Annotated in this window: 19 protein-coding genes; 6 read left to right on the plus strand and 13 right to left on the minus strand. The window is 65.9% G+C overall.

Features of this window, described 5'->3' with window-relative positions; translation table 11 throughout:
- Positions 1–37 precede the first annotated feature (37 nt).
- The 5 genes from purE to P5W99_RS12330 form a co-directional block, all read right to left on the minus strand.
- Positions 38–556: a 5-(carboxyamino)imidazole ribonucleotide mutase gene (purE, locus tag P5W99_RS12310; RefSeq protein WP_238462633.1), complete on the minus strand. Its 519-nt coding sequence runs from the start codon at positions 554–556 to the stop codon at positions 38–40.
- A gap of 28 nt (positions 557–584) precedes the next feature.
- A complete protein-coding gene (locus tag P5W99_RS12315; protein WP_421024680.1) occupies positions 585–1,475 on the minus strand; it encodes a phosphoribosylaminoimidazolesuccinocarboxamide synthase in 891 nt (296 codons plus the stop codon).
- Positions 1,476–1,702: 227 nt separating this feature from the next.
- Positions 1,703–2,767: a class II fructose-bisphosphate aldolase gene (gene fba / locus P5W99_RS12320; protein WP_035532433.1), complete on the minus strand. Its 1,065-nt coding sequence runs from the start codon at positions 2,765–2,767 to the stop codon at positions 1,703–1,705.
- A 388-nt stretch (positions 2,768–3,155) separates the two neighbouring features.
- Positions 3,156–4,592: a pyruvate kinase gene (pyk, locus tag P5W99_RS12325; RefSeq protein ID WP_421024681.1), complete on the minus strand. Its 1,437-nt coding sequence runs from the start codon at positions 4,590–4,592 to the stop codon at positions 3,156–3,158.
- Between the two features lie 423 nt (positions 4,593–5,015).
- On the minus strand, positions 5,016–6,215 hold the full coding sequence (locus P5W99_RS12330; protein ID WP_421024683.1) for a phosphoglycerate kinase: 1,200 nt from the start codon (positions 6,213–6,215) through the stop codon (positions 5,016–5,018).
- Between the two features lie 511 nt (positions 6,216–6,726).
- On the opposite strand from P5W99_RS12330, the gene P5W99_RS12335 reads away from it, so the two are divergent.
- The 5 genes from P5W99_RS12335 to P5W99_RS12355 all read left to right on the plus strand — a co-directional run bounded on the left by P5W99_RS12335 (position 6,727) and on the right by P5W99_RS12355 (position 10,895).
- The gene (locus tag P5W99_RS12335) at positions 6,727–6,921 is read left to right on the plus strand and encodes a zinc-finger domain-containing protein (RefSeq protein WP_213299692.1); all 195 of its coding nucleotides are present in this window, start codon (positions 6,727–6,729) and stop codon (positions 6,919–6,921) included.
- Positions 6,922–7,257: 336 nt separating this feature from the next.
- A complete protein-coding gene (waaF, locus tag P5W99_RS12340; RefSeq protein WP_421024684.1) occupies positions 7,258–8,283 on the plus strand; it encodes a lipopolysaccharide heptosyltransferase II in 1,026 nt (341 codons plus the stop codon).
- Between the two features lie 331 nt (positions 8,284–8,614).
- Positions 8,615–9,061: a nuclear transport factor 2 family protein gene (locus P5W99_RS12345; RefSeq protein ID WP_421024685.1), complete on the plus strand. Its 447-nt coding sequence runs from the start codon at positions 8,615–8,617 to the stop codon at positions 9,059–9,061.
- A 69-nt stretch (positions 9,062–9,130) separates the two neighbouring features.
- Complete coding sequence (locus P5W99_RS12350; protein WP_421024686.1) at positions 9,131–10,261, plus strand: hydrolase; 1,131 nt, start codon at positions 9,131–9,133, stop codon at positions 10,259–10,261.
- Positions 10,254–10,895, plus strand: coding sequence for a DUF2946 family protein (locus tag P5W99_RS12355; RefSeq protein ID WP_421024687.1), 642 nt, complete (start codon positions 10,254–10,256; stop codon positions 10,893–10,895). The genes P5W99_RS12350 and P5W99_RS12355 overlap by 8 nt, the downstream gene beginning before the upstream one ends.
- A 15-nt stretch (positions 10,896–10,910) precedes the next feature.
- Here P5W99_RS12355 and P5W99_RS12360 read toward each other — a convergent pair whose 3' ends face one another.
- Positions 10,911–12,794 (minus strand): M48 family metalloprotease, encoded by a 1,884-nt coding sequence (locus tag P5W99_RS12360; protein ID WP_434660953.1) that lies wholly within the window; start codon positions 12,792–12,794, stop codon positions 10,911–10,913.
- Between the two features lie 368 nt (positions 12,795–13,162).
- Here P5W99_RS12360 and moaC point away from each other — a divergent pair, with 368 nt between their 5' ends.
- Positions 13,163–13,642, plus strand: coding sequence for a cyclic pyranopterin monophosphate synthase MoaC (gene moaC / locus P5W99_RS12365; RefSeq protein ID WP_213299674.1), 480 nt, complete (start codon positions 13,163–13,165; stop codon positions 13,640–13,642).
- 107 nt (positions 13,643–13,749) lie between these two features.
- On the opposite strand, the gene P5W99_RS12370 is transcribed toward moaC, so the two are convergent.
- From P5W99_RS12370 to recX, 7 genes are all read right to left on the minus strand, one after another.
- Positions 13,750–15,582 carry a PglL family O-oligosaccharyltransferase gene (locus P5W99_RS12370; protein ID WP_421024689.1) on the minus strand — a complete coding sequence of 611 codons (1,833 nt, stop codon included), beginning with the start codon at positions 15,580–15,582 and terminating at the stop codon, positions 13,750–13,752.
- Between the two features lie 244 nt (positions 15,583–15,826).
- Positions 15,827–16,504, minus strand: a complete 678-nt coding sequence (locus P5W99_RS12375; protein WP_421024690.1) for a pilin — start codon at positions 16,502–16,504, stop codon at positions 15,827–15,829.
- A gap of 193 nt (positions 16,505–16,697) precedes the next feature.
- Entirely contained in the window at positions 16,698–17,408 is a 711-nt protein-coding gene (locus P5W99_RS12380) for a TerC family protein (RefSeq protein ID WP_421024691.1), read from the minus strand.
- A gap of 218 nt (positions 17,409–17,626) precedes the next feature.
- Entirely contained in the window at positions 17,627–18,508 is an 882-nt protein-coding gene (gene sucD / locus P5W99_RS12385; protein WP_035532387.1) for a succinate--CoA ligase subunit alpha, read from the minus strand.
- 94 nt (positions 18,509–18,602) lie between these two features.
- Positions 18,603–19,769, minus strand: coding sequence for an ADP-forming succinate--CoA ligase subunit beta (sucC, locus tag P5W99_RS12390; protein ID WP_421024692.1), 1,167 nt, complete (start codon positions 19,767–19,769; stop codon positions 18,603–18,605).
- Between the two features lie 50 nt (positions 19,770–19,819).
- Positions 19,820–20,515 carry a DUF2889 domain-containing protein gene (locus tag P5W99_RS12395; RefSeq protein WP_421024693.1) on the minus strand — a complete coding sequence of 232 codons (696 nt, stop codon included), beginning with the start codon at positions 20,513–20,515 and terminating at the stop codon, positions 19,820–19,822.
- 133 nt (positions 20,516–20,648) lie between these two features.
- Positions 20,649–21,281, minus strand: a complete 633-nt coding sequence (gene recX, locus P5W99_RS12400) for a recombination regulator RecX (protein WP_434660957.1) — start codon at positions 21,279–21,281, stop codon at positions 20,649–20,651.
- Positions 21,282–21,327 lie beyond the last annotated feature (46 nt).

Genomic DNA, 21,327 nt, shown 5'->3' on the forward strand with positions numbered 1-21,327 from the left:
ACTTCAAGCGCGCTTCATGCGCTTTCGCGCGACGCAATCAAAGCGCCGGCAACACCATCGCGTGCGCCGCTTCGTTCTGGCGCACGCGGAAGGCCGCGAGCTTGTTCGCGTATTCGGGATCGGTCACGCTCAGCATCGATACGGCGAACAGCGCCGCATTGGCCGCGCCCGCCTCGCCGATGGCGAAGGTCGCGACCGGCACGCCCTTGGGCATCTGCACGATCGAGTGAAGCGAGTCCACGCCCTTCAGGTACTTGCTGACCGCCGGCACGCCGAGCACCGGCACCGTGGTCTTGGCCGCCAGCATGCCCGGCAGGTGCGCCGCGCCGCCCGCGCCCGCGATGATCGCGCGCAGGCCGCGCTCGCGTGCCCGTTCCGCGTACTCGAACATTTCGTCGGGCATGCGGTGCGCCGAGACCACCTTGGCCTCGTACGCGACGCCGAATTCCTGCAGGATCGCGACCGCGTGCTTCATCGTGTCCCAGTCGGAGCTGGAGCCCATCAACACGCCGACGAGCGGCGCCGCGTGCTGGTGAGCAGTCTGAACTTCACTCATTGTGCTTCCTTCTTCCCTCTTCGCTGCTTTATGCGAGCTTCTGGCCCGTGAGGCGCTCGAGCGCCTCCTGATACTTAGCCGACGTCTTCGCCAGCACGTCGTCGGGCAGCTTCGGCGCCGGCGGCTCTTTCTTCCACGGCTGGGTTTCGAGCCAGTCGCGCACGAACTGCTTGTCGAACGACGGCGGGTTCGAGCCCACCTGGTACTGGTCGGCGGGCCAGAAACGCGACGAATCGGCGGTGAGCGCTTCGTCCATCAGATAAAGCTTGCCGTTGTTGTCCAGACCGAACTCGAACTTGGTGTCGGCGATGATGATGCCGCGCGTGGCCGCGTAGTCGGCGGCTTCCTTGTACAGCTTGATCGAAATCTCTTTGATGGTGCGCGAAAGCTCAGTGCCGATGCGGCGCTCCATCTCTTCGTAGGTGATGTTCTCGTCGTGGTGGCCCATTTCGGCCTTGGCTGCCGGCGTGAAGATCGGCTCGGGCAGCTTCTGCGCGTTCTGCAGGCCCGGCGGCAGCGCCACGCCGCATACGGCGCCGGTTGCCTGATAGTCCTTCCAGCCGCTGCCGGCCAGATAGCCGCGCACCACGGCTTCCACGAGGATCGGCTCGAGGCGCTTGACCACCACGGCGCGGCCCTTGACCTGATCGACTTCGTCGGCGGCCACGACCGTCTCGGGCGCGATGCCCGTGAGGTGGTTCGGCACGACGTGCTTGAGCTTCTCGAACCAGAAGTCGGCCATCTGGTTGAGCACCTCGCCCTTGCGCGGAATCGGCTCGCCCATGATGACGTCGAACGCCGACAGGCGGTCGGTCGTGACGATCAGCAGCTTGTCGTCGCCCACGGCGTAGTTGTCGCGGACCTTGCCGCGGCCGAGGAGCGGCAGCGAGCGGAGCGTGGATTCGTAGAGGGTAGACATCGTCGTGATTCGCTAAAAGAACAATCGAAAACGGGCAGACCCGGGCAATATCGCGGCCACGGATCGCGGAATCAGTCCCCGGCGGGGAGCCGGAATCTGAAAGTATTGCGAGGGTAAACCAAAACTAATCAGAAATCCCGAAAAAGCCCATCGCCGTTCCCCCAAAACAGGCGGAAACGGCGATGTTTTTACGACTCCGGGATAGCCGCGCCAGCGCGGCCATCCGTTTAGCGGACGATCTGCGCGAGTTCGCCCGACTTGTACTTCTCGGCGATCTTGTCGAGCGAGACCGGCTTGATCTTGCCAGCCTGGCCTTCGCAGCCGAACGCGAGGAAGCGGTCCACGCAGACCTTCTTCGCAGCTTCGCGAGCCGGCTTCAGGTAGTCACGCGGGTCGAACTTCGACGGGTTCTCGAACATGTAACGACGGATCGCGCCCGTGATCGCCAGACGCAGGTCGGTGTCGATGTTGATCTTGCGCACGCCGTGACGGATGCCTTCCTGGATCTCTTCGACCGGCACGCCGTAGGTTTCCTTCATGTCGCCGCCGAATTCGCGGATTTCCGCGAGCAGCTCCTGCGGCACCGACGACGAGCCGTGCATCACGAGGTGCGTGTTCGGAATGCGCGCGTGGATTTCCTTGATGCGCTGGATCGACAGGATGTCGCCCGTGGGCTTCTTGGAGAACTTGTATGCGCCGTGCGAGGTGCCGATGGCGATCGCGAGCGCGTCGCACTGCGTGAGCTTCACGAAGTCGGCGGCCTGCTCCGGATCGGTCAGGAGCTGCTCGCGCGTCATGGTGCCTTCGGCGCCATGACCGTCTTCCTTGTCGCCCTTCATCGTCTCGAGCGAGCCGAGCACGCCCAGTTCCGCTTCCACGGTGACGCCGATCGAGTGCGCCATTTCCACTACCTTGCGCGAAACATCGACGTTGTACTCGTACGAAGCGACTGTCTTGCCGTCGGCCTCGAGCGAGCCGTCCATCATCACGCTCGAGAAACCGCTGCGGATGGCTGCCATGCAGACCGCCGGCGACTGGCCGTGGTCCTGGTGCATCACCACCGGAATATGCGGATACGACTCGATCGCCGCTTCGATCAGGTGACGCAGAAACGGCTCGCCCGCGTATTTGCGCGCGCCTGCCGAAGCCTGCATGATCACAGGCGAACCGACCTGGTTAGCGGCTTCCATGATGGCCTGGACTTGTTCCAGGTTGTTCACGTTGAACGCCGGCAGGCCATAGCCGTTTTCCGCGGCGTGGTCGAGCAGTTGACGCATTGAAACGAGAGGCATTGTTGCTACTCCTTTGATTTGAAACGAATTGCTTCATGCCGCCGGCCGTCTAGCGCGGCCGGTCGAGGATGGCCTGGCGGCCACCGCCCGCGCGCCGGGCAGCGGGCTTAATGGCGTGATTTTATCGCGAAGCCGCTCCATTCCCGCCGCCAAAAAAACGAACTGGCATGAAATTAGCGTATCAGGACGTCAAATCGGCGAGAAGATGCAAAAAGGGTTGACAGCCCGCGCCCTGCCTCGCTCGCGCGCGGGCCGCTACAGCCGGGGAAAGCAGCCCGACTAGCACCTGACTGGCACCTTTTAGATACCAATTCGATACCAGCATCAGGCACTCATCTCCCCTGCCCGCATGAGTCTCGAAAATAAACCGAAAAAAATCGCCGCGGCTTTAGAGGACGTCGCCGACCCGCACGATCTTCAGCGTGTTGGTGCCGCCCGGCTGGCCCATCGGCTCGCCCACGGTCAGCACGACCATGTCGCCGCGCGCCGCATAGCCCTTGCTCACCACCACTTCGATGGCCTGCTGGAGCGCCGTGTCGCGATCGTTGCTCGTGTCCAGATGCAGCGGCGTGACATTGCGGTAGAGCGACATCGCCCGCTCGCTGCCGGTGCGCGGCGTGAGCGCGAAGATGGGCACATGGGTCCAGTGGCGCGACATCCACAGCGCGGTCGAACCCGAATCCGTGAGCGCGACGATGGCCTTCGCGCCGAGGTGATAGGCCGTGAACAGCGCGCCCATGGCGATCGACTGGTCGATGCGCGTGAAGGTGCGGTCGAGAAAATCCTTGTCGAGTTCGCTGTGCTCCGACTTCTCCGCTTCCACGCAGATCGCGGCCATCGCCTCGATGGTCTCTACCGGGTACTTGCCCGCAGCCGATTCGGCCGAGAGCATCACGGCGTCGGTGCCGTCGAGCACGGCGTTGGCCACGTCCGAGACTTCGGCGCGGGTGGGCACGGGCGCGTGGATCATCGACTCCATCATCTGCGTGGCGGTGATCACGAGCTTGTTCGACTCGCGCGCCATGCGGATCATGCGCTTTTGCAGCGCCGGCACCGCCGCGTTGCCCACTTCCACGGCCAGATCGCCGCGCGCGACCATGATGCCGTCCGACGAATCGAGGATTTCCTGCAGCGCCGGGATGGCTTCGGCGCGCTCGATCTTCGCGATCATCTTCGGCTTGATGCCGTAGGGCGCGCCCGCGATGTTCGCAAGCTGGCGCGCCATTTCCATGTCGGTGGCGTTCTTCGGGAACGACACGGCCACGAAGTCCGCGCCGAGCGACATCGCCGTGCGGATGTCCTCCATGTCCTTCGCGGTGAGCGCCGGCGCCGTGAGGCCGCCGCCCTGGCGATTGATGCCCTTGTTGTTCGACAGGTCGCCGCCCACGCGCACCGTCGTGTGGATCTCGCTGCCGATCACGCGCACCACGTCGAGCACGATCAGGCCGTCGTTGAGCAGCAGCACGTCGGCGGGCTTCAGGTCGCGCGGCAGATCCTTGTAGTCGAGGCCGACGCGCTCGTCGTTGCCGAGTTCGCAGTCGGCGTCGAGGATGAAGGGCTGGCCGGGCTGGAGCGTCGTCTTGCCGTTCTCGAACTTGCCCACGCGAATCTTCGGGCCTTGCAGGTCGGCCATGATCGCGACTTCGCGGCCGCACTGACGGGCGCATTCCCGCACCATCTCGGCGCGTTGGCGATGATCGTCGGCGGTGCCGTGCGAGAAGTTCAGACGCACCACGTCCAATCCCGCGCGGATCATTTTCTGCAGGATGTCCGGCGTGCTGGAAGCCGGACCGATGGTGGCAACAATCTTGGTGGCGCGATGCATGAGTCTCCTCGTCTGGATGGGATCGCTGGAAAAACCGATGTTGCGAGATGTGCTGGCCGGCTCCCACGCCGATGAGGCGGGGCCGGAACGCGCACCGGTCAGACCCGGCGTCGCTTTCTTGGAGGGCTCGGCGCCAGTCGGCTGGACTGGCGCGGCGTTGCTTGTGCCGACGTTGCCGGCGTTATGGATGTTCGTGCCCGCGAGCGGCGCATGCTCGCGCTTTGGCGCGGCGGCGGGCGTCGCGCTCGCCCGCGCTGCGCCTGCGAGGGGCGCTGCGCGCCCCTGCTCTTTTGTCGCTTTTGCCACCCCGGCTGCGCCGCGCGGCCTGGCCGCGCCGGCGCGAGGAGACTTGCCAGCGGCGGCCTGTGCCGCCGCTTTTGCCACCGCCTTTGCCAATTTGGCGGCCGGGGCGCGCGGTGCCACTTAGCCTGCCGCCCGGGTTTCGAGCACTTCGACTGCCGGCAGCTTCTTGCCCTCGAGGAATTCGAGGAAGGCGCCGCCGCCGGTCGAGATATAGCTGACCTTGTCGGCGATGTTGTACTTCGCGATGGCCGCGAGCGTGTCGCCACCGCCGGCGATCGAGAACGCACCCGAATTCGCGATGGCGCTCGCGAGCGTCTTGGTGCCGTTGCCAAACTGGTCGAACTCGAACACGCCGACCGGGCCATTCCACACCACCGTGCCGGCTTGCGCGAGCTGCGCGGCGAGCGCGTTGGCCGTGACCGGGCCGATGTCGAGAATCATGTCGTCGTCGGCCACGTCGGCCACGTTCTTCGTCTCGGCCTTGGCCGTCGGCGCGAATTCCTTGGCGGTCACGACGTCGGTCGGGATCGGCACCGAAGCGCCGCGCGCGCGCGCTGCTTCAATGATGGCCTTGGCTTCGTCGACGAGATCGGCTTCGGCGAGCGACTTGCCGATCTTCAGGCCGGCCGCGAGCATGAACGTGTTGGCGATGCCGCCGCCGACGATCAGCTGGTCGACCTTCTCGGCCAGCGACTTGAGGATGGTGAGCTTGGTCGAGACCTTCGAGCCCGCGACGATCGCCACGAGCGGGCGCTTGGGCGCGCCGAGCGCTTTGCCGAGCGCGTCGAGCTCGGCCGCCAGCAGCGGGCCTGCGCAGGCGATGCCCGCATACTTCGCGATGCCGTAGGTGGTGGCTTCGGCGCGATGCGCGGTGCCGAAAGCGTCGTTGACATAGACGTCACAGAGCTTCGCCATTTTCTGTGCGAGCTCGTCGGAATTCTTCTTCTCGCCCTTGTTGACGCGGCAGTTTTCGAGCAGGACCACGTTGCCCGGCGCGACGTTCACGCCGTTCTCGACCCAGTTCGCGACCAGCGGCACGTCGCGGCCAAGCAGTTCGGCAAGGCGCTTCGCGACCGGCGCGAGCGAGTCTTCTGGCTTGAATTCGCCTTCGGTCGGGCGGCCCAGGTGCGAGGTGACCATGACGGCCGCGCCGGCGTCGAGCGCCGCCTTGATGGCCGGCACGGACGCGCGCACGCGGGTGTCTTCGGTGATGTTGCCCTGGTCGTCCTGCGGCACGTTCAGGTCGGCGCGGATGAACACCCGCTTGCCCTTGAGCTTGCCTTCGGAGATGAGGTCGGAAAGACGCAGAACCTTGTTCATGGAGATTTCATCTTGATGGTGGGAAGGCGGTGGCAAGCCGATGCGGGCGCCGAATGCAACGCGTGCCCGGGTGCCATGGCTACCGTGGGTGCCATGGGTGCCCGACACGTGCAATCGGGGACAAAGACGCAAAGGGCGCGGCGCGGGATCCGCGCGGCTGCCCTCTGCCGGCCCTGTGACAGGCCGCTGCGCCGCTGCGGGTCGCTGCTCGGCGCCGGGCGCGAGGCCAGCATCGATTTGCGAGATCGGTATTTTAGCCGATAGCCAGGTTGATCTGAGCGTGCATCAGAGAATGTCGCGTATTTGCATGGGCGCTGCGCAGACCTTGCGAGACCTTACAGCGCCAACGCGCGAGCCCGCGAGCGCGCTTGCGGCGCACAAATGACGCTAAAATGGCACTCTTTGCCCCGCGCGCGCCCGAAGGGTTCGCGCCTGGGGCGTGCGGCGCCGAATGTGGCAAGACAGCCGGCTGCGCCCGATCGATACACCGGATACAAAGAGAATCATCCTCATGAGCGAACTCAAGGAAATGCCCCTGGTCGAGTTGAAGGCCAAGGACCTGCCCGCGTATTGCCCGAATCCGTCGATGCCGCGCTGGAGCAATCATCCGCGTGTCTTTCTCGACGTGACCCACGGCGAAGCGAAGTGCCCGTATTGCAGCACGCGCTACAAGCTGCGCGACGGCGAGGTCGTGCACGGCCACTGACGGCTGCTGTTGGCAGGAAGCGGCACGGTTCGCAAGGTTCGCACACACGGCGGTAACGTGAGGACAGGCGGCCCGGGCCGCCGCATTCCGGGCGCTCAGCGCAACAGAAGACGCCGCGCCAGCGTGGGCACCCGATGATGCCCGCGCCGGCACGCGGCATGTTCCTCGCGCCTGCCGCCACTGGCGCATCATCCGCCACGCAGGCCCCTCGAACGGCCCGCAACCCGCCGGCGCGCTTGCCGCGCCGATTCCCTAACCGCGTTTCGCGCACGCTCCGGCCCAAGGTTGCCGGGCCGCGTACGAAATCCCCGCCCTTTTTCCGGACCCTGACTCCCGATGCGCCGCGCGCTGGTAATTGCACCGAATTGGATCGGTGACGCACTGATGGCGCAGCCGCTTCTTTCGCGGCTCGTAAAACTGCATCCGCGCATCGACATCGATGCGATTGCGCCCACCTGGGTTGCGCCCGTGCTCGAGCGCATGCCCGAGATACGCGACGTCTACGCCACCGACCTCGCCCACGGCAAGCTGCAGCTGCTGCGCCGCTGGCAACTGGCCGGCGACCTGCGCGCCGAGCGCTACGACGCGGTCTACGTGCTGCCGAATTCGCTCAAGTCCGCGCTGATCCCGTGGCTCGCGAACATTCCGCTGCGCATCGGCTACACCGGCGAGAGCCGCTACGGCTTCCTGAACGTGCGCCACGCGAATCCGCCCAAGGACGAGCGCCCGCCGATGGTCAAGCACTACGCCGCGCTCGCCTACGCGCCCGGCGCCACCGTACCCGACGACCTGCCGCTGCCGCGTCTCGAAGCGGATCCGAACGAAGCCTCGCGCGTCTCGGCGCGCTTCAATCTCGACACGCGCGTGCCGCTGCTGGTGTTCTGCCCCGGCGCCGAATACGGCCCCGCCAAGCGCTGGCCGCCCGAGCATTTCGCGGCGCTCGCGCGCATGGTCGGGCAGTCGTTCCCGTACACGCAGATCATCGCGCTCGGCTCGCCCAAGGACGCTCCGCTCGCCCAGGCGATCGCCGACAAAGCCCCGAACGTGCGCAACCTGTGCGGCCAGACCGCGCTGGGCGAAGCCTGCGCGCTCATCTCGCGCGCGAGCGCCGTGGTCACCAACGATTCGGGTCTCATGCACGTCGCCGCCGCTCTGCGCCGGCCGCTCGTGGCGATCTACGGATCGACGGATCCGCGCCACACGCCGCCCTTGTCCGACCTCGCAAAGGTACAATGGCTGCATCTCGAATGCAGCCCCTGCTTTGCGCGCGAGTGTCCGCTCGGGCATCTGAACTGCCTGCGCGAACTGAGCCCGGAACAGGTCTTCGACGATTTGCGCGGTATGCTGGTCGCCCAGCGCTAGCAGCACCGAACCCGGGCGGCGAGCGCGCCGCGCATGCGCCCGCGCGGTTTCCCTTCGGCCCGCCCGCGGGCTGCCGGCGCCCGGAAAACCTCGCGCCCCTCACGGGCTTCGGGCCGTGGATGTGCGGCACGCCACTGACACCATGCATCGAGCGCGCGCCCAATTCAGGTAACGCGCTACGAAGCGGGGCGTCACAGGCCTGTCTCGCGACGGTCTCATGATGCGGCGGCGTGCGCCTGGCTGCCAGGCGCCACGAACCGCCGCCTCGGAACCGAAGCAAATGCCGAAGCCAACGCCAACCCGCGCAAGAAGCGCATCAGATCAACGAGCCATGCCACGTTTTGCCCACATCTTCGAAGCCGCCGCGGACACCCTCAACGCGTACTATCAGGCCGTCGCGGAGGTCAACATCGACACGTTGATGGGCCTGTGGATCGACGAGGAGTTCGTGAGTTGCATCAGCGCCCAGGGTTCGCATCTGCACGGCCTGTCCGATATTCGCGCCGGTCTCGCCGCGGAGCTCGAAGCCGCGCCGGTGTCGATCGAGCCGCTCGACATCCGCGTCTACGACAGCCTGGGCACGGTGGTCTACGCCATCGTGGAGGCGCATCGCCCTGTGGATCCGAACGCGATTCCGGCAATGGTCTTCACGACTTATGTGATGGTGCATGAGCGCGGCGAGTGGCGCATCGCGCACATTCACGCGAGCCGCATGCCCGACGACGCCGCGAGCCAGTTCTCAGCAAAGCTGCGCCACGGCCAGGGCGCGCTGCATTGACAAAGGCGTGCGCGGCGCCAGCAGGACAGCGGTAAAAGCAGGGCCAGGCGCGGGAGAAAGGGGACGGCCATGAGCACGACAAGCGAAAAAGCGGCGTTAAGCCGGACTAGCAACGAAGCGGCAAGACACCCTGCCGCGTCTGTCCTGAACGGCGCGCGCGGCCACGCGCAGGGGGGCGCGAACCACCCCGCCGCCTATCAGACGCACTGCCAGTCATCCTGCCAGACGCCCTACCAGGCTCCCTTCTGGCTGCCGGGCGCGCACCTCCAGACCATCATCCCCGCGCTGTTTTCGCGCCTGCCCCTGCCCGCCTATCGGCGCGAACGCTGGGACACGCCCGATGGCGACTTCATCGAGCTCGATTGGGCCGACGCGCCGCCGCAACATTCGTCACAAGCGCCGCTGTTCGTGCTCTTTCACGGTCTTGAAGGCAGCTCCGGCTCGCACTACGCCCGCGCGTTCGCGGCGGCAGCGCACGCGCACGGCTGGCACGCGGTCATCCCGCACTTTCGCAGTTGCAGCGGGCCGATGAACCTGCTGCCACGCTTCTACCATCTCGCCGACGCAGCCGAAGTCGACTGGGTCCTGCGCCGCCTCGCCGCGCGCCACGCGGGCCCGCTCGTGGTGGCGGGCGTTTCGCTCGGCGGCAACGTGCTGCTGCACTGGCTCGCGCAGCAACGCGAAGACGCAAGGATCGTGAGCGCCGCCGCCGCGATTTCGGCGCCGCTCGACGTGCACGCGGGCGGCAAGATGCTCGCGAACGGCTTCGGCATGGTCTACACGCGCAGCTTCCTGAAGACGCTCAAGGTGAAAGCGCTGCAAAAGCTCGAACAGTATCCAGGCTTGTTCGACGCGCAAGCGGTGCTGGCGACGCGCAACATGTACGAATTCGACGATGTCGTGACCGCGCCGCTGCATGGCTTCAAGAGCGCGCACGACTACTACACCCGCGCGACGGTGCGCCCGAAGCTCGGCGAGATCGCCGTGCCCACGCTCGTCCTCAACGCGCGCAACGACCCGTTCCTACCGGGCGATGCGCTGCCTGAGCACCACGAAGTGAGTTCTGCGGTCGAGCTCGAGCAGCCCGAAGACGGAGGCCACGTCGGCTTCATGACGGGGCCGTTTCCGGGCCGCAACGACTGGCTCGCGCAACGCGTGACCCGCTACCTCTCGCCCCACCTCGCCAAGACCCATGGATGACATCGTCAAACAGGCGCTCGCGCGCTGGCCCAACGTTCCGCATTGCACCGGCTGGCTGCTGCTCGACGCGCGCGGCCACTGGCGCCTGCGCGACGAAGCCGATCAGGCCCAGGGCGCACCAGGCACGCTAATCCGGCACGAGGCGCTCATCGGCTTCATCAACCGCAATTACGGACGCGACGCCAAGGGCCAATGGTTCTTTCAGAACGGGCCGCAACGCGTCTATGTCGAGCTCGAATACACGCCGTGGGTCGTGCGCCTCGCCAGCGCGAACGGCGGCGCACTGACGCTCGCCGATCAGGCGGGCCAGCCTTTCGAGCCGACTGCCGTGTACGTCGACGAGCATGGCAGCGTGCTGTTCGAAGCTGCGCCGGAATCGACGATGGAAGCGGCCACGGAAAGCGCCGACATCGCCGCAGCCACGCATGCGCGCGTGGCCCTGCTGCACGATCACGATCTCGACTGCTTCACGGAGCATGCGACGCTAGCCGAGGACGGCGAGAGCGGCACGTTTCACTGGCGCGCCGAGACCGCGCTGCCCTTGCAGCCCATCGCGCGCGCGGACGTGCCCGCGCGTTTCGCGTTCATACGGAGTCCGGAGCAAGCTGAAAAGGCGGAAAAAGCCGCTGGCTGAGCGGGATAGGCGCGTTCACCCCTGGTCCTGTTCGTCCGCGCGCTCTTCCTTGTAGCGCGCCTCGAAGTCATGCAGGCGCGCATCGATCGTCGACAAATCGTAGAACCCCACCGACTTCATGTCGCGCGCCTCCTTTAGCTGCCGGATCGCCGACGGCCACGCGCCATCGAGCGCGAACTTCTCCGCGAGCGCCCGCCGTTGCGCAAGCAGGTCGCCCAGCCCCGCGCTCGACTGAGCGAGATACAGCCACCACGCCCCCTCGCGCGGCTCGGACTCGGTCTCGCTGCGCGCGAGCGTCTGCGCCTCCTTGAAGCGGCGCGCGTCGATCAGCGCCTGCAGCAGGCCGTCGGTGGCCGCATGCGACGCGGGCCACGCCGCATGCGCGGCCTGCGCGAGCCGCACAGCTTCGTCGAAGCGGCCCGCGCGACGCGCGATCTCGGCAGCCAGCACGTCGAGGCTCGGCGAGCTGCGGATTTTGCCGCCACTGCTCTTACCCGCGTTGCTGCCCCCGCTTCCACCATCCGCGGCTTCGAAGCTGGCAAACGATGCGCGCGCATTCGCAAGCGACGCCGCGGCGGCGTCGTAGCGTTCGACGCGCATCTGCGCACAGGCAATGCCGTACCAGTTCGCCGCGACGTTGAGCGCGACGCGATCGTCGATCTCGACGCGCAGACGCGCAATCTCGTCGAGGTAATCGCCGCGCGAACGGTCCTGAAGCACGCGCACACGCGCACGCACAAAACCGTATTCGGGCGACTGGCGCGGCTGCCGGTAAGGCGAGCGGCGAGCGCGATCCTCCATGTCGGCGATGCGCGAGATCGTGAGCGGGTGCGTGCGCGCGTAGGCCGGCACGCCGGCGTCGCCCAGCGACGTGCGCTCGAGCCGCTCGAAGAACGCCACCATGCCCCAGGCATCGTAGCCTGCGCCCGCCAGCAGCTTGAAGCCGACGCGGTCCGCCTCATGCTCGGCGGCGCGCGAGAAGCGCAGCTGGCTGTCGACGGCGTAAGCCTGGCTGCCCATGGCGATCGCGCTGCCGAGATCGCCGCTCCTCGCCAGCACGCCCGCGAGAATGCCGAACACAATACCCGCGAGCGCGGCATAACCCGTACGCTCGCTCTGGGAAAGCATGCGCGCGATGTGCCGCTGGAGCACGTGGCCCATCTCGTGGCCGAGCACGGAAGCCAGCTCCGACTCGGTCTGCGTGGCCACGATCAGTCCCGTATTCACGCCGATGAAGCCGCCCGGCAGCGAGAACGCGTTGATCCGTCCATCGCGCACGGCGAACAGATCGAAGTCCGGCCGATACCCACCGATGAACTGCGCCGCCGCCGAAGCCGAGAGGCGCTCCGCCACCGAGTTGAGATAGTCGCGCACGAGCCAGTCGCCGATGTAGTCGGGATCGCGCCGGATTTCGCGCATCACGCGCTCGCCGATGCGGCGCTCCGCCTGCGGAGTGAGCTCGCCGCCCGAGCCGTCGCCGAGGTCGGGCAGTTGCGGAACCCAGGCCGGCGCGCGCGCACTGGCGTTGCCGCGTGCGCCCGACATCCCGGAGGAGTCGGTGAGTTGTCCTGATCCGGACGTGCCGAAACGGCTCTGCGCGCCGCCATAAGTGCCGAATACCCCCTGCGCGATCGAGGCCGGAACGGCGAAGCTGGCTTCATCGTCGAGCGGGCCGCTTACGAGCGCGGGCTCATCGGGGGCGAGCGCGCCAACGACGGATGGCTTGCTCGCGCGAGGCCCGGCCGCACCCGTGGCGGGCGCGCTCGCCGCATGGAGATCGAGCACGGCCGCGTGCGCAGCCGATGCCCCCGCCCCACCGCCCGGCGCCTGTGCGTGCGCTTGCGGCGTAACGGCAAGCGACATGCACAACCACGCAGCAAGCAGCCGTTTCAGATGCATTGATGACAGGATCGAAGAATGCAGAGCGCTGGCCCAGTGGCAGGAATCCATCATCTGGCGCCTGCGCCGACTGGCCCCGACCGACCGATTGTAGCCCCGTGCGCCAAGCCTGGAACGCTGCACTCCCCAATGGAAGTGCTGCCGCAACGATGCGCGAGAGCCATCGCCGGGTCTCCATGTTCCGTGCTTGACCGGATGCTCCGACGGGCGGGGCCGTATTCGAATCTTTCGCTTAATATATCGGCGCGAACGATTCACTCCGAGCTTACAATCCCGGAACCTTGGCGCAGCACCTGCGTCGATAGCAAATACACGGCGCGTCGAGCGAAATCCTGCTAATCCGCGCCTTCATCATGAAAGAACCCACCATGCCCGAACTCACCCATTTCGACGCCGCAGGCGACGCGCACATGGTCGACGTCGGCGGCAAGGCCGAGACCCGGCGCATCGCCGTGGCGAGCGGCACGATTCGCATGCTGCCGGCCACATTCGCGCTGGTGCGCGACGGCAACGCGAAGAAAGGCGATGTGATTGGCGTCGCGCGCATCGCCGCGATCCAGGGCGCCAAGCGCACCTCGGATCTGATTCCGCTGTGCCATCCGCTCGCGATCACACGCGTGAAGGTCGATTTCGCGCTCGATGAGGCGCTGCCAGGCGTGCACTGCACCGCGCAAGTGGAGACGCTGGGTCGCACGGGTGTGGAAATGGAAGCGCTGACCGCGGTTCAGGTGGGCCTGTTGACGGTCTACGACATGTGCAAGGCGGTGGACCGCGGCATGACGATCACCGATGTGCGCGTGCTGGAGAAGCACGGCGGGAAGTCGGGGGATTGGGTGGCGGCGGGTTAAGGCCCGCCAGGGCGGAGTTAAGGCAATGTCCAAACGCTGAGCGCGTTCGTTGGCGCGCCCAGCGGCGAGCCGGAGCCCAGCCGCCGCGCCCGATAGTCAATCATCCCTCAATCATCCGAATCGTCGTCCGATTCGCTCGACTCTTGCTGGACCTTCGTCGCCGGCATGCCGTACTTTTTCACCAGCGCGGCCTTGAAGCCTGCGAGCGCCGGCTCGGCGTCGCAGAGGCTGTAGAGCGAGGCCATTTGCGTGGGCCAGTCATGCAGTTCCTGCGCAAAGATCTTCAGGCGCTCGACCGTGTCGAACGCGCCGTCCTGATTCCCATCTAGCGCCTGCAGTGCCGCATAGCGGCGCAGCACGGTCTCGCCCGGCAGCAGCGCAATCGCGCGCTCGTGCGCGGCGAGCTTGCTCGCGAGATCCCGGGCGTCGATCGACATGAGCGTCGCCATGCCGTAATTGCCCCAGGCGCGGAACAGGAACGACGGCTGCGCCGCATACTCCTCGGCGGGATGGGAACCGTAGTACAGCACCTCCGCTCGGTTGTAGTCGCGCAGCACCGGCCACAGCGAAACGATGCCGCCGAACACGAGCACCGCATAAACGGCGCGCGTGAGGCTCGGCGGAACGAAGCGCAGCGGCTTCGTCTCGAGCAGGCCGAACACGAACATCGCGGGGAGCAGGAAGAACATGTACTGCTGCGGATACTCGACGAGCGCATGCATGACCAGCGCGCCAATCAGCGCAAAACCGAAAATGCGCTCTGCCGTATGCGGCGCGCGCAGCGCGCGCACGAACCAGGCGACGAGCCCGATCACGACGATCGCGCAGCCCAGCACACCCGTCTTGGCGAGCAAGTCGATGAAGATGTCGTGCGAGTTGTTGGCGATCTCGACGCCGCCCAGCGTGCGCGCGAGTTCGAACTGATGGATCGGGAAGTCTCCCCAACCCACGCCCAGCAGCGGATGCGTCTTGAACATCGTCCAGCCGTAGCGCCACAGTGCGATGCGCGGCGCGATCTGGCCGGCGTCCTTGAAGCGATCGGCCGCCGACTGGTCGAGCAACAACTCGTAGTGGACGTTGGCCCAGCGCACGAGCCCGTTCACGGCGAAGAAAATCACAAAAAGCACGATGGGCACGACCCAGGCACGCGCGCTGCCGACACGCGCGACCGCACCGGTGGTGCTGCCCGCCTCGTCTCCGGCACGCACGCCGCGCGTCGCGGACAGCGCCATCCAGAGTCCCGCAACGACAATTACGGCCATCTGCAGCCACGGGCCGCGCGACACCGTAAGCGCGAGACCGCCCGAGTAGATGACCGAAAGCACGACCCACAACAGGACGTTCAGACGACGCGTCTGCACGAGGTACAGCGCCGCTGCCGTCGCGAACGCGATGTAGGTCGCGAGGTGATTGGCTTGCGCCATGTTGCCGAACGGCCGCCGGTCGAAGCGCACGTTGTAGGCGACCACGAGCGGCGTGACCTTCGCCTCGAGATGCAGCAGTTGAATGACCTGGCAGAACACCGCGAACAGGCCGCCGATCATGAGCGCCCAGGCGCCCCACACCATCGCCGTGCGCGTGAGGTTCACGCGCGTGATGCCATAGCCCGCGTGGACGGCCATGAAGGCGGCCAGCAAATAGCCCGCGCCCAGCCAGTTCATCGACGGTTGCTCGACGGGCAGCGCGAGGGTCTGCACGATGAGCAGCACACCGAAGGCGAGGGGCACGAGCGCGACCGCGGGCGAAGCGAAGTCGCGCGCCGGCCGCGCGGAGCGCACCAGAAGCCAGACCCCGGCGCCGACCATCAGATACAGCGCGAGCGCGGTGAATTCGGAATAGAACGTCGGGATGGGATACGTGTGGACGACGACCGCATACGGCAGGATCAATGCAACGGCCAGCAGGACGAACGTGAGGTAACGCGCAAAAGGAGAAGGCATGGGAATGGGGGGCGTCGGCAACCGGCGCACTATACAAAACTTTTCCCTCCCTGTGCGGAAGGCAGACGAATGAAATCCGCCCGCACCTGCCATGCCTTCGATCCGTACGCCGCGCAACAGGCCCCGGCTCCAGGTGGGTGCAGCATGGCGGCGCATGCGCCAGACATCGCGCGCCGGACGCCCTCACGGCGGCCGGCGCGCGAATTGCCGCCTCTCACGCGTGCTTCACAAGACCCTCACGCTCTCAAGCCCGGCACTCCGGCGGCGCGAGGTTGGCGGGCAGCGTAGCCGCCTCGACAGGCACCGGACCCAAGCCAGGTGCGCCGAGCGACGAGGCCGACTTGCCGCCCGCGAAGCATTCCCACGTGAGCGTGCCGCCCTGCACGCTGCCTTGCGTGAGCGCCACGCGCGCGGTGGGCGAGTCCGCGTTGTCGGGCACCGACGGCACGAGCACGATCGTGTTGCTGCCATCGGGCGCGATGCGCTTGGTGAACACCACGGTGATCTGCCCGGTCGTGTCGTCCACCTTCACGGAGTCTACGTTGCGCGTGGCCGGCGGCACCGTGTAGCCTGCGCCGAACGCATTGCCGCTTGCGGCGTTCTCCGCCACTGCAAGCCGCGCTGCGGAAGCCAGTGAGAGGCCCTCGCCCACCCGGCTGCGCGCAAGATAGTCCTGATACGCAGGAATGGCATACGCGGCGATCACACCAACGATGGCAAGCACGATCATCAGTTCGATGAGCGTGAAACCGGGCGCTGACCAGCGCTTCGCGAGACGCACGAACGCGCGACAGGACCGCACGAGCGAAGCCGCGGCATGCGTGGCATGGCTCGCAAACGGTGGGGCCGCGGCCGACGCGGCACAGGGCCCGGCGAAGCGAGACGCGCTCGGGCTGGAAAGGGATGGGGATACGGTCATCATCAGGGCTCCTGAAACGAGAAACGCCTGCTCACGAAACAGTGAACAGGCGCTTCGATCGTATCGGCGCCCCCGTTGGCGCAGCAGTCGGCCGGATGGCTTAGGCCTGACGCTGTCGGAGCATCGGCTTGTGTGCGAGGCGCAGCGTCCACGCGACGGCCAGCTCAGAACGACCGGAAGAGCGCCAGCGCCGCACTCAATGCGTGCCCCGCGCGCGCCGCTCGTTGCGGCGCTTGAGCAGATGCCCGACCACCACCACCAGAATCGCGCACGCCGCGCTCATGCCATATTCGGCGGCGGGCGTATCGAGCAGCGGCCAGCGGTCGCCGGCCGGATCGTTGATGATCAGCCCGCCCGCGATCCAGCCGAGCAGCGCAGCGCCCAGCGTCACCACCACAGGATAGCGGTCGAGCAGCCTGAGCACGAGCTGGCTGCCCCACACGATCAGCGGAATGCTCACCATCAGGCCAAAGATCACGAGCGCGATGCGGTGGCGCGGGTCGGCGGCTTCGGCCGCGCCCGCGATTGCCACGACGTTGTCGAGGCTCATCACCGCATCGGCGACGATGATGGTCTTGATCGCGCCGATCAGCTTGTCGGAGGGCTTCACGTCAGCGTGCTCGAGATGCGAAGGCGCAAGCAGCCGCACCCCGATCCACAGCAGCAGCAGGCCGCCCGTGAACTTCAGGTACGGCACGTTGAGCAGCACGACCGCAAAAGCGATCAGCACGACACGCAGCACGATCGCGCCGACCGTGCCCCAAACGATGCCGCGCAGGCGCTGTTGTGCGGGCAAGTCGCGGCAGGCGAGCGCGATCACCACGGCGTTGTCGCCACCGAGCAGGATGTCGATGACGATGATCTGAAAAACAGCGCCCCAGTGGAGCGACGTGAAAAACTCAAGCATGAAAGCGACAAGAGAATCGTGAATGCAGCAACAAGGCGCGGCCGCCGTAAAAAAAAGCAGCCGCACAAGTAAAAAAGCGAGGCAGCCATGACTGACTCCCTCGCTTCTGTCCGGAAACCTCTTGAAAGGGTTCCGCAAGCATATCAAAAAACGCTGGCCACCCGCGCATCACATCGTGCGCGGGCGCGCAGCCAGTTTTGAAATTTACCGCGCCGAAATTACAGAATCGACTTCAGCAGACGACCCATTTCCGACGGGTTGCGCGTCACCTTGATGCCGCAGCCGTCCATGATTTCCAGCTTCGCGTCGGCCGTGTCCGCACCGCCCGAGATCAGCGCGCCGGCGTGGCCCATGCGCTTGCCCGGAGGCGCCGTGACGCCTGCGATGAAGCCGACCACCGGCTTCTTCATGTTGTCCTTGATCCAGTAAGCGGCGTTGGCTTCGTCCGGACCGCCGATCTCGCCGATCATGATCACGGCGTCCGTATCCGGGTCGTCGTTGAACATCTTCATGACGTCGATGTGCTTCAGACCGTTGATCGGGTCGCCGCCGATACCGACTGCCGACGACTGGCCGAGGCCGAGCGCCGTCAGTTGGCCCACCGCTTCATACGTGAGCGTGCCCGAACGCGACACGACGCCGATGCGGCCCTTCTTGTGGATGTGACCCGGCATGATGCCGATCTTCAGCTCGTCCGGCGTGATCGTGCCGGGGCAGTTCGGGCCGAGGAGCAGCGTCTTGCGGCCTTCGCGGCGCATACGATCCTTGACTTCGATCATGTCGCGGACAGGGATGCCTTCCGTGATGCAGATCGCGAGATCGAGGTCGGCCTCGACGGCTTCCCAGATCGCGGCGGCGGCGCCTGCGGGCGGCACGTAGATGACCGAAACGGTCGCGCCGGTGGCTTCCTTGGCTTCACGCACGTTCGCGTAAATAGGAATGCCTTCGAAGTCCTCGCCGGCCTTCTTCGGGTTCACGCCCGCGACGAACGCTTCGCGGCCGTTGGCATATTCACGGCAGGCGCGCGTGTGGAACTGACCGGTCTTGCCGGTGATGCCCTGCGTGATGACCTTGGTGTCTTTGTTGATCAGAATCGACATGTATTGACCTCTGTTCGTTTGGCGTCGCGCGTCGCGTCAGCCGGGCGGACCCGAGCCTTCGCGCCGGCACGATGCCATTCGTATCCGCTGAAAATTACTTGCCTTCGGTAGCCGCGACGACCTTCTGCGCAGCCTCTTCCATGCTGTCCGCCGAGATGATCGGCAGGCCCGATTCGGCCAGCATCTTCTTGCCGAGGTCCTCGTTCGTCCCCTTCATGCGCACGACGAGCGGCACATTCAGATTCACGGCCTTCGAACCGGCGATCACGCCTTCCGCGATCACGTCGCAGCGCATGATGCCGCCGAAGATGTTCACGAGGATCGCCTTCAGGCCCGGGTTCTTGAGCATGAGCTTGAACGCTTCGGTGACCTTCTCGGTCGTGGCGCCACCGCCAACGTCGAGGAAGTTCGCCGGCTCGCCGCCGAACAGCTTGATGGTGTCCATCGTGGCCATCGCAAGGCCTGCGCCGTTCACGAGACAGCCGATGTTGCCGTCGAGCGAGATGTACGCGAGGTCGAACTTCGAGGCTTCGATTTCAGCCGGATCTTCTTCGTCCAGGTCGCGGTAAGCAACGATTTCCGGGTGGCGGAACAGCGCGTTCGAGTCGAAGTTGAACTTCGCGTCGAGTGCGATGACCTTGCCGTCGCCCGTGACGTTGAGCGGGTTGATTTCGGCCAGCGACGCGTCGGTCTCCCAGAATGCCTTGTACAGGCCTTGCAGGATCGCGCGCGCTTGCGGAATCGAGGCAGCCGGCACGCCGATCTTCGCGGCGAGGTCGTCGGCCTGAGCGTCGAGCAGACCCGTCGACGGCTCGACGATGACCTTGTGAATCAGTTCCGGATGCTTTTCGGCAACTTCTTCGATGTCCATGCCGCCTTCGCTCGAGCCCATCAGAACGATCTTTTGCGACACGCGGTCAACGACGAGGCTGACATACAGTTCCTGCTTGATGTCGGCGCCTTCTTCGATCAGCAGACGGTTGACGCGCTGTCCTTCCGGACCGGTCTGGTGCGTGACGAGCTGCATGCCGAGAATCTGGCTCGCGTATTCGCGAACCTGTTCCAGCGACTTCGCCACCTTCACGCCACCGCCCTTGCCGCGGCCACCCGCGTGAATCTGCGCCTTGACGACCCACACCGGACCGCCCAGCTCTTCAGCGGCCTTGACCGCGTCGTCCACCGAAAACACCGGCTTGCCGCGCGGTACCGCGACTCCGAATTTCCGCAGGATTTCCTTACCCTGGTACTCGTGAATCTTCATGCGTGATTCCTTCAGTCTGAGAGTTGGAGTGAACTTCGTTTCCGCTGTTGTTATTCATGCGCGAGAACGCCGGCCCTGCCCTCTTGGCTCAGGCCTGTTGGGTTGTCGCGCACGCTGGAGGCTTGTGCGCCGCGTTCTATTGATTGCGGCACATGACCATACCAGCGCGGATAAAACTGCCTCACCGCCTCACCGTCGAACCGCAGCGCATGGCAGCGGCCGAGCTGGAAAGGCGGCGTTTCGCCGGCGGCTTCGCCGTCGGCGGTCTTGCTCGGTTCCTGCCCGGACGCTTCGCCGGGCGTTCCGCGCGAGATTTCCCACACCTCTCCTGCAAACGCCTGGACCGCGACTGTCGGCAACACGCCCAGCATTTCCGTGAGGTGCGTGCAGCCAACCGTGCCGGCGAGCAACCGACCGGCTTCGCGGCGAAAGTTCTTGAGGAGATTGAGCCCGATAAGGGCCCGATAGGCGGGATGAGCGTTCTGGCACTGACCGTCGTACGGCACCCAGTCGGACGACGCTTCGGCGTCGACGACGTTGAGCTTGCGATCGATCGTGATGCGGAGCCAGAGTTCATGGATCGGCGAACCGTTGGGCCGCACACCGGCGGCGAGCGGCACGTCGCGTGGCTTATGATCGGTCAGGCACGCGTCGATGTCCCACAGGCCGTCTTCGCGCTCATAGGCGACCGCCCGGATAGCGCGCTGATGACGCAACTGGCGAGGCGCTGGCGAAGAAAGCGGCATGCTAGTAGAGGTAAGACCGGACAGGAAAACCTCTCGATTTTAGCATACCGAGTATTTGAGACAGCGGCGAACCCACAGCGCCCGGCAGTGCCAGGCCGCAGCTGTTTTTTGAGTCGACCGGATCAATTTTTGGTCAGTCGCCCTCGAAGCTGTCTTCGATGCCCTTCAAAATCTTGCCGATTATCGACATCGAAAAGCCTCGCGCAGCCAGAAAACGCGCCTGTCGCGCGCGCTCGGCGGGCGTCTCGGGTAACTGGCCGTACTTCTTTTGCCAGACGGCACGGGCCCGGGCGAGTTCCGTTTCGCGCAGTTGCGCGTTGACTTCTTCAATGAGCGCGTCGCCCACGGCATGACGCTTGAGCTCGCTGACGATGCGCCCCGCTCCCACGCGCGCGGCGCGGCGGTACACGACGCTTTCCGCAAAGCGTGCGTCGGATAGCCAGCCTTCGCGTTCGAGCGCGTCGAGCAGTGCTTCGAGCTCGTCGGCGTTTTCGGTGAAAGGCATGAGCTTGCGCGAAAGCTCTGCGCGGCTGTATTCGCGGCGCGAGAGATAGCCGAGCGCACGGCCCTTGAGGGAACGCTCGGGGCGCTGCCTGCCAGGCGCTTCGTTCGTGGGCGCGTTTCGCGAGGTGCGTGAGGTACGCGAGGTGGAGGTGCGCTCGAATTGGTCGGCTTGCGACGAGGCCCCGCCTTCGCCCAAAGACGAAGGCGGGGCCTCTGGCGTTTCCGTCTCATGCGGCACCGAAGCGAACCCAACCTTGCGCATCACGATCGTGCTGACTCTCTGGTGCCCATTCGAGACTGGTGATCCG

Source organism: Paraburkholderia sp. A3BS-1L, from assembly GCF_051125215.1.
GTDB lineage: Bacteria > Pseudomonadota > Gammaproteobacteria > Burkholderiales > Burkholderiaceae > Paraburkholderia.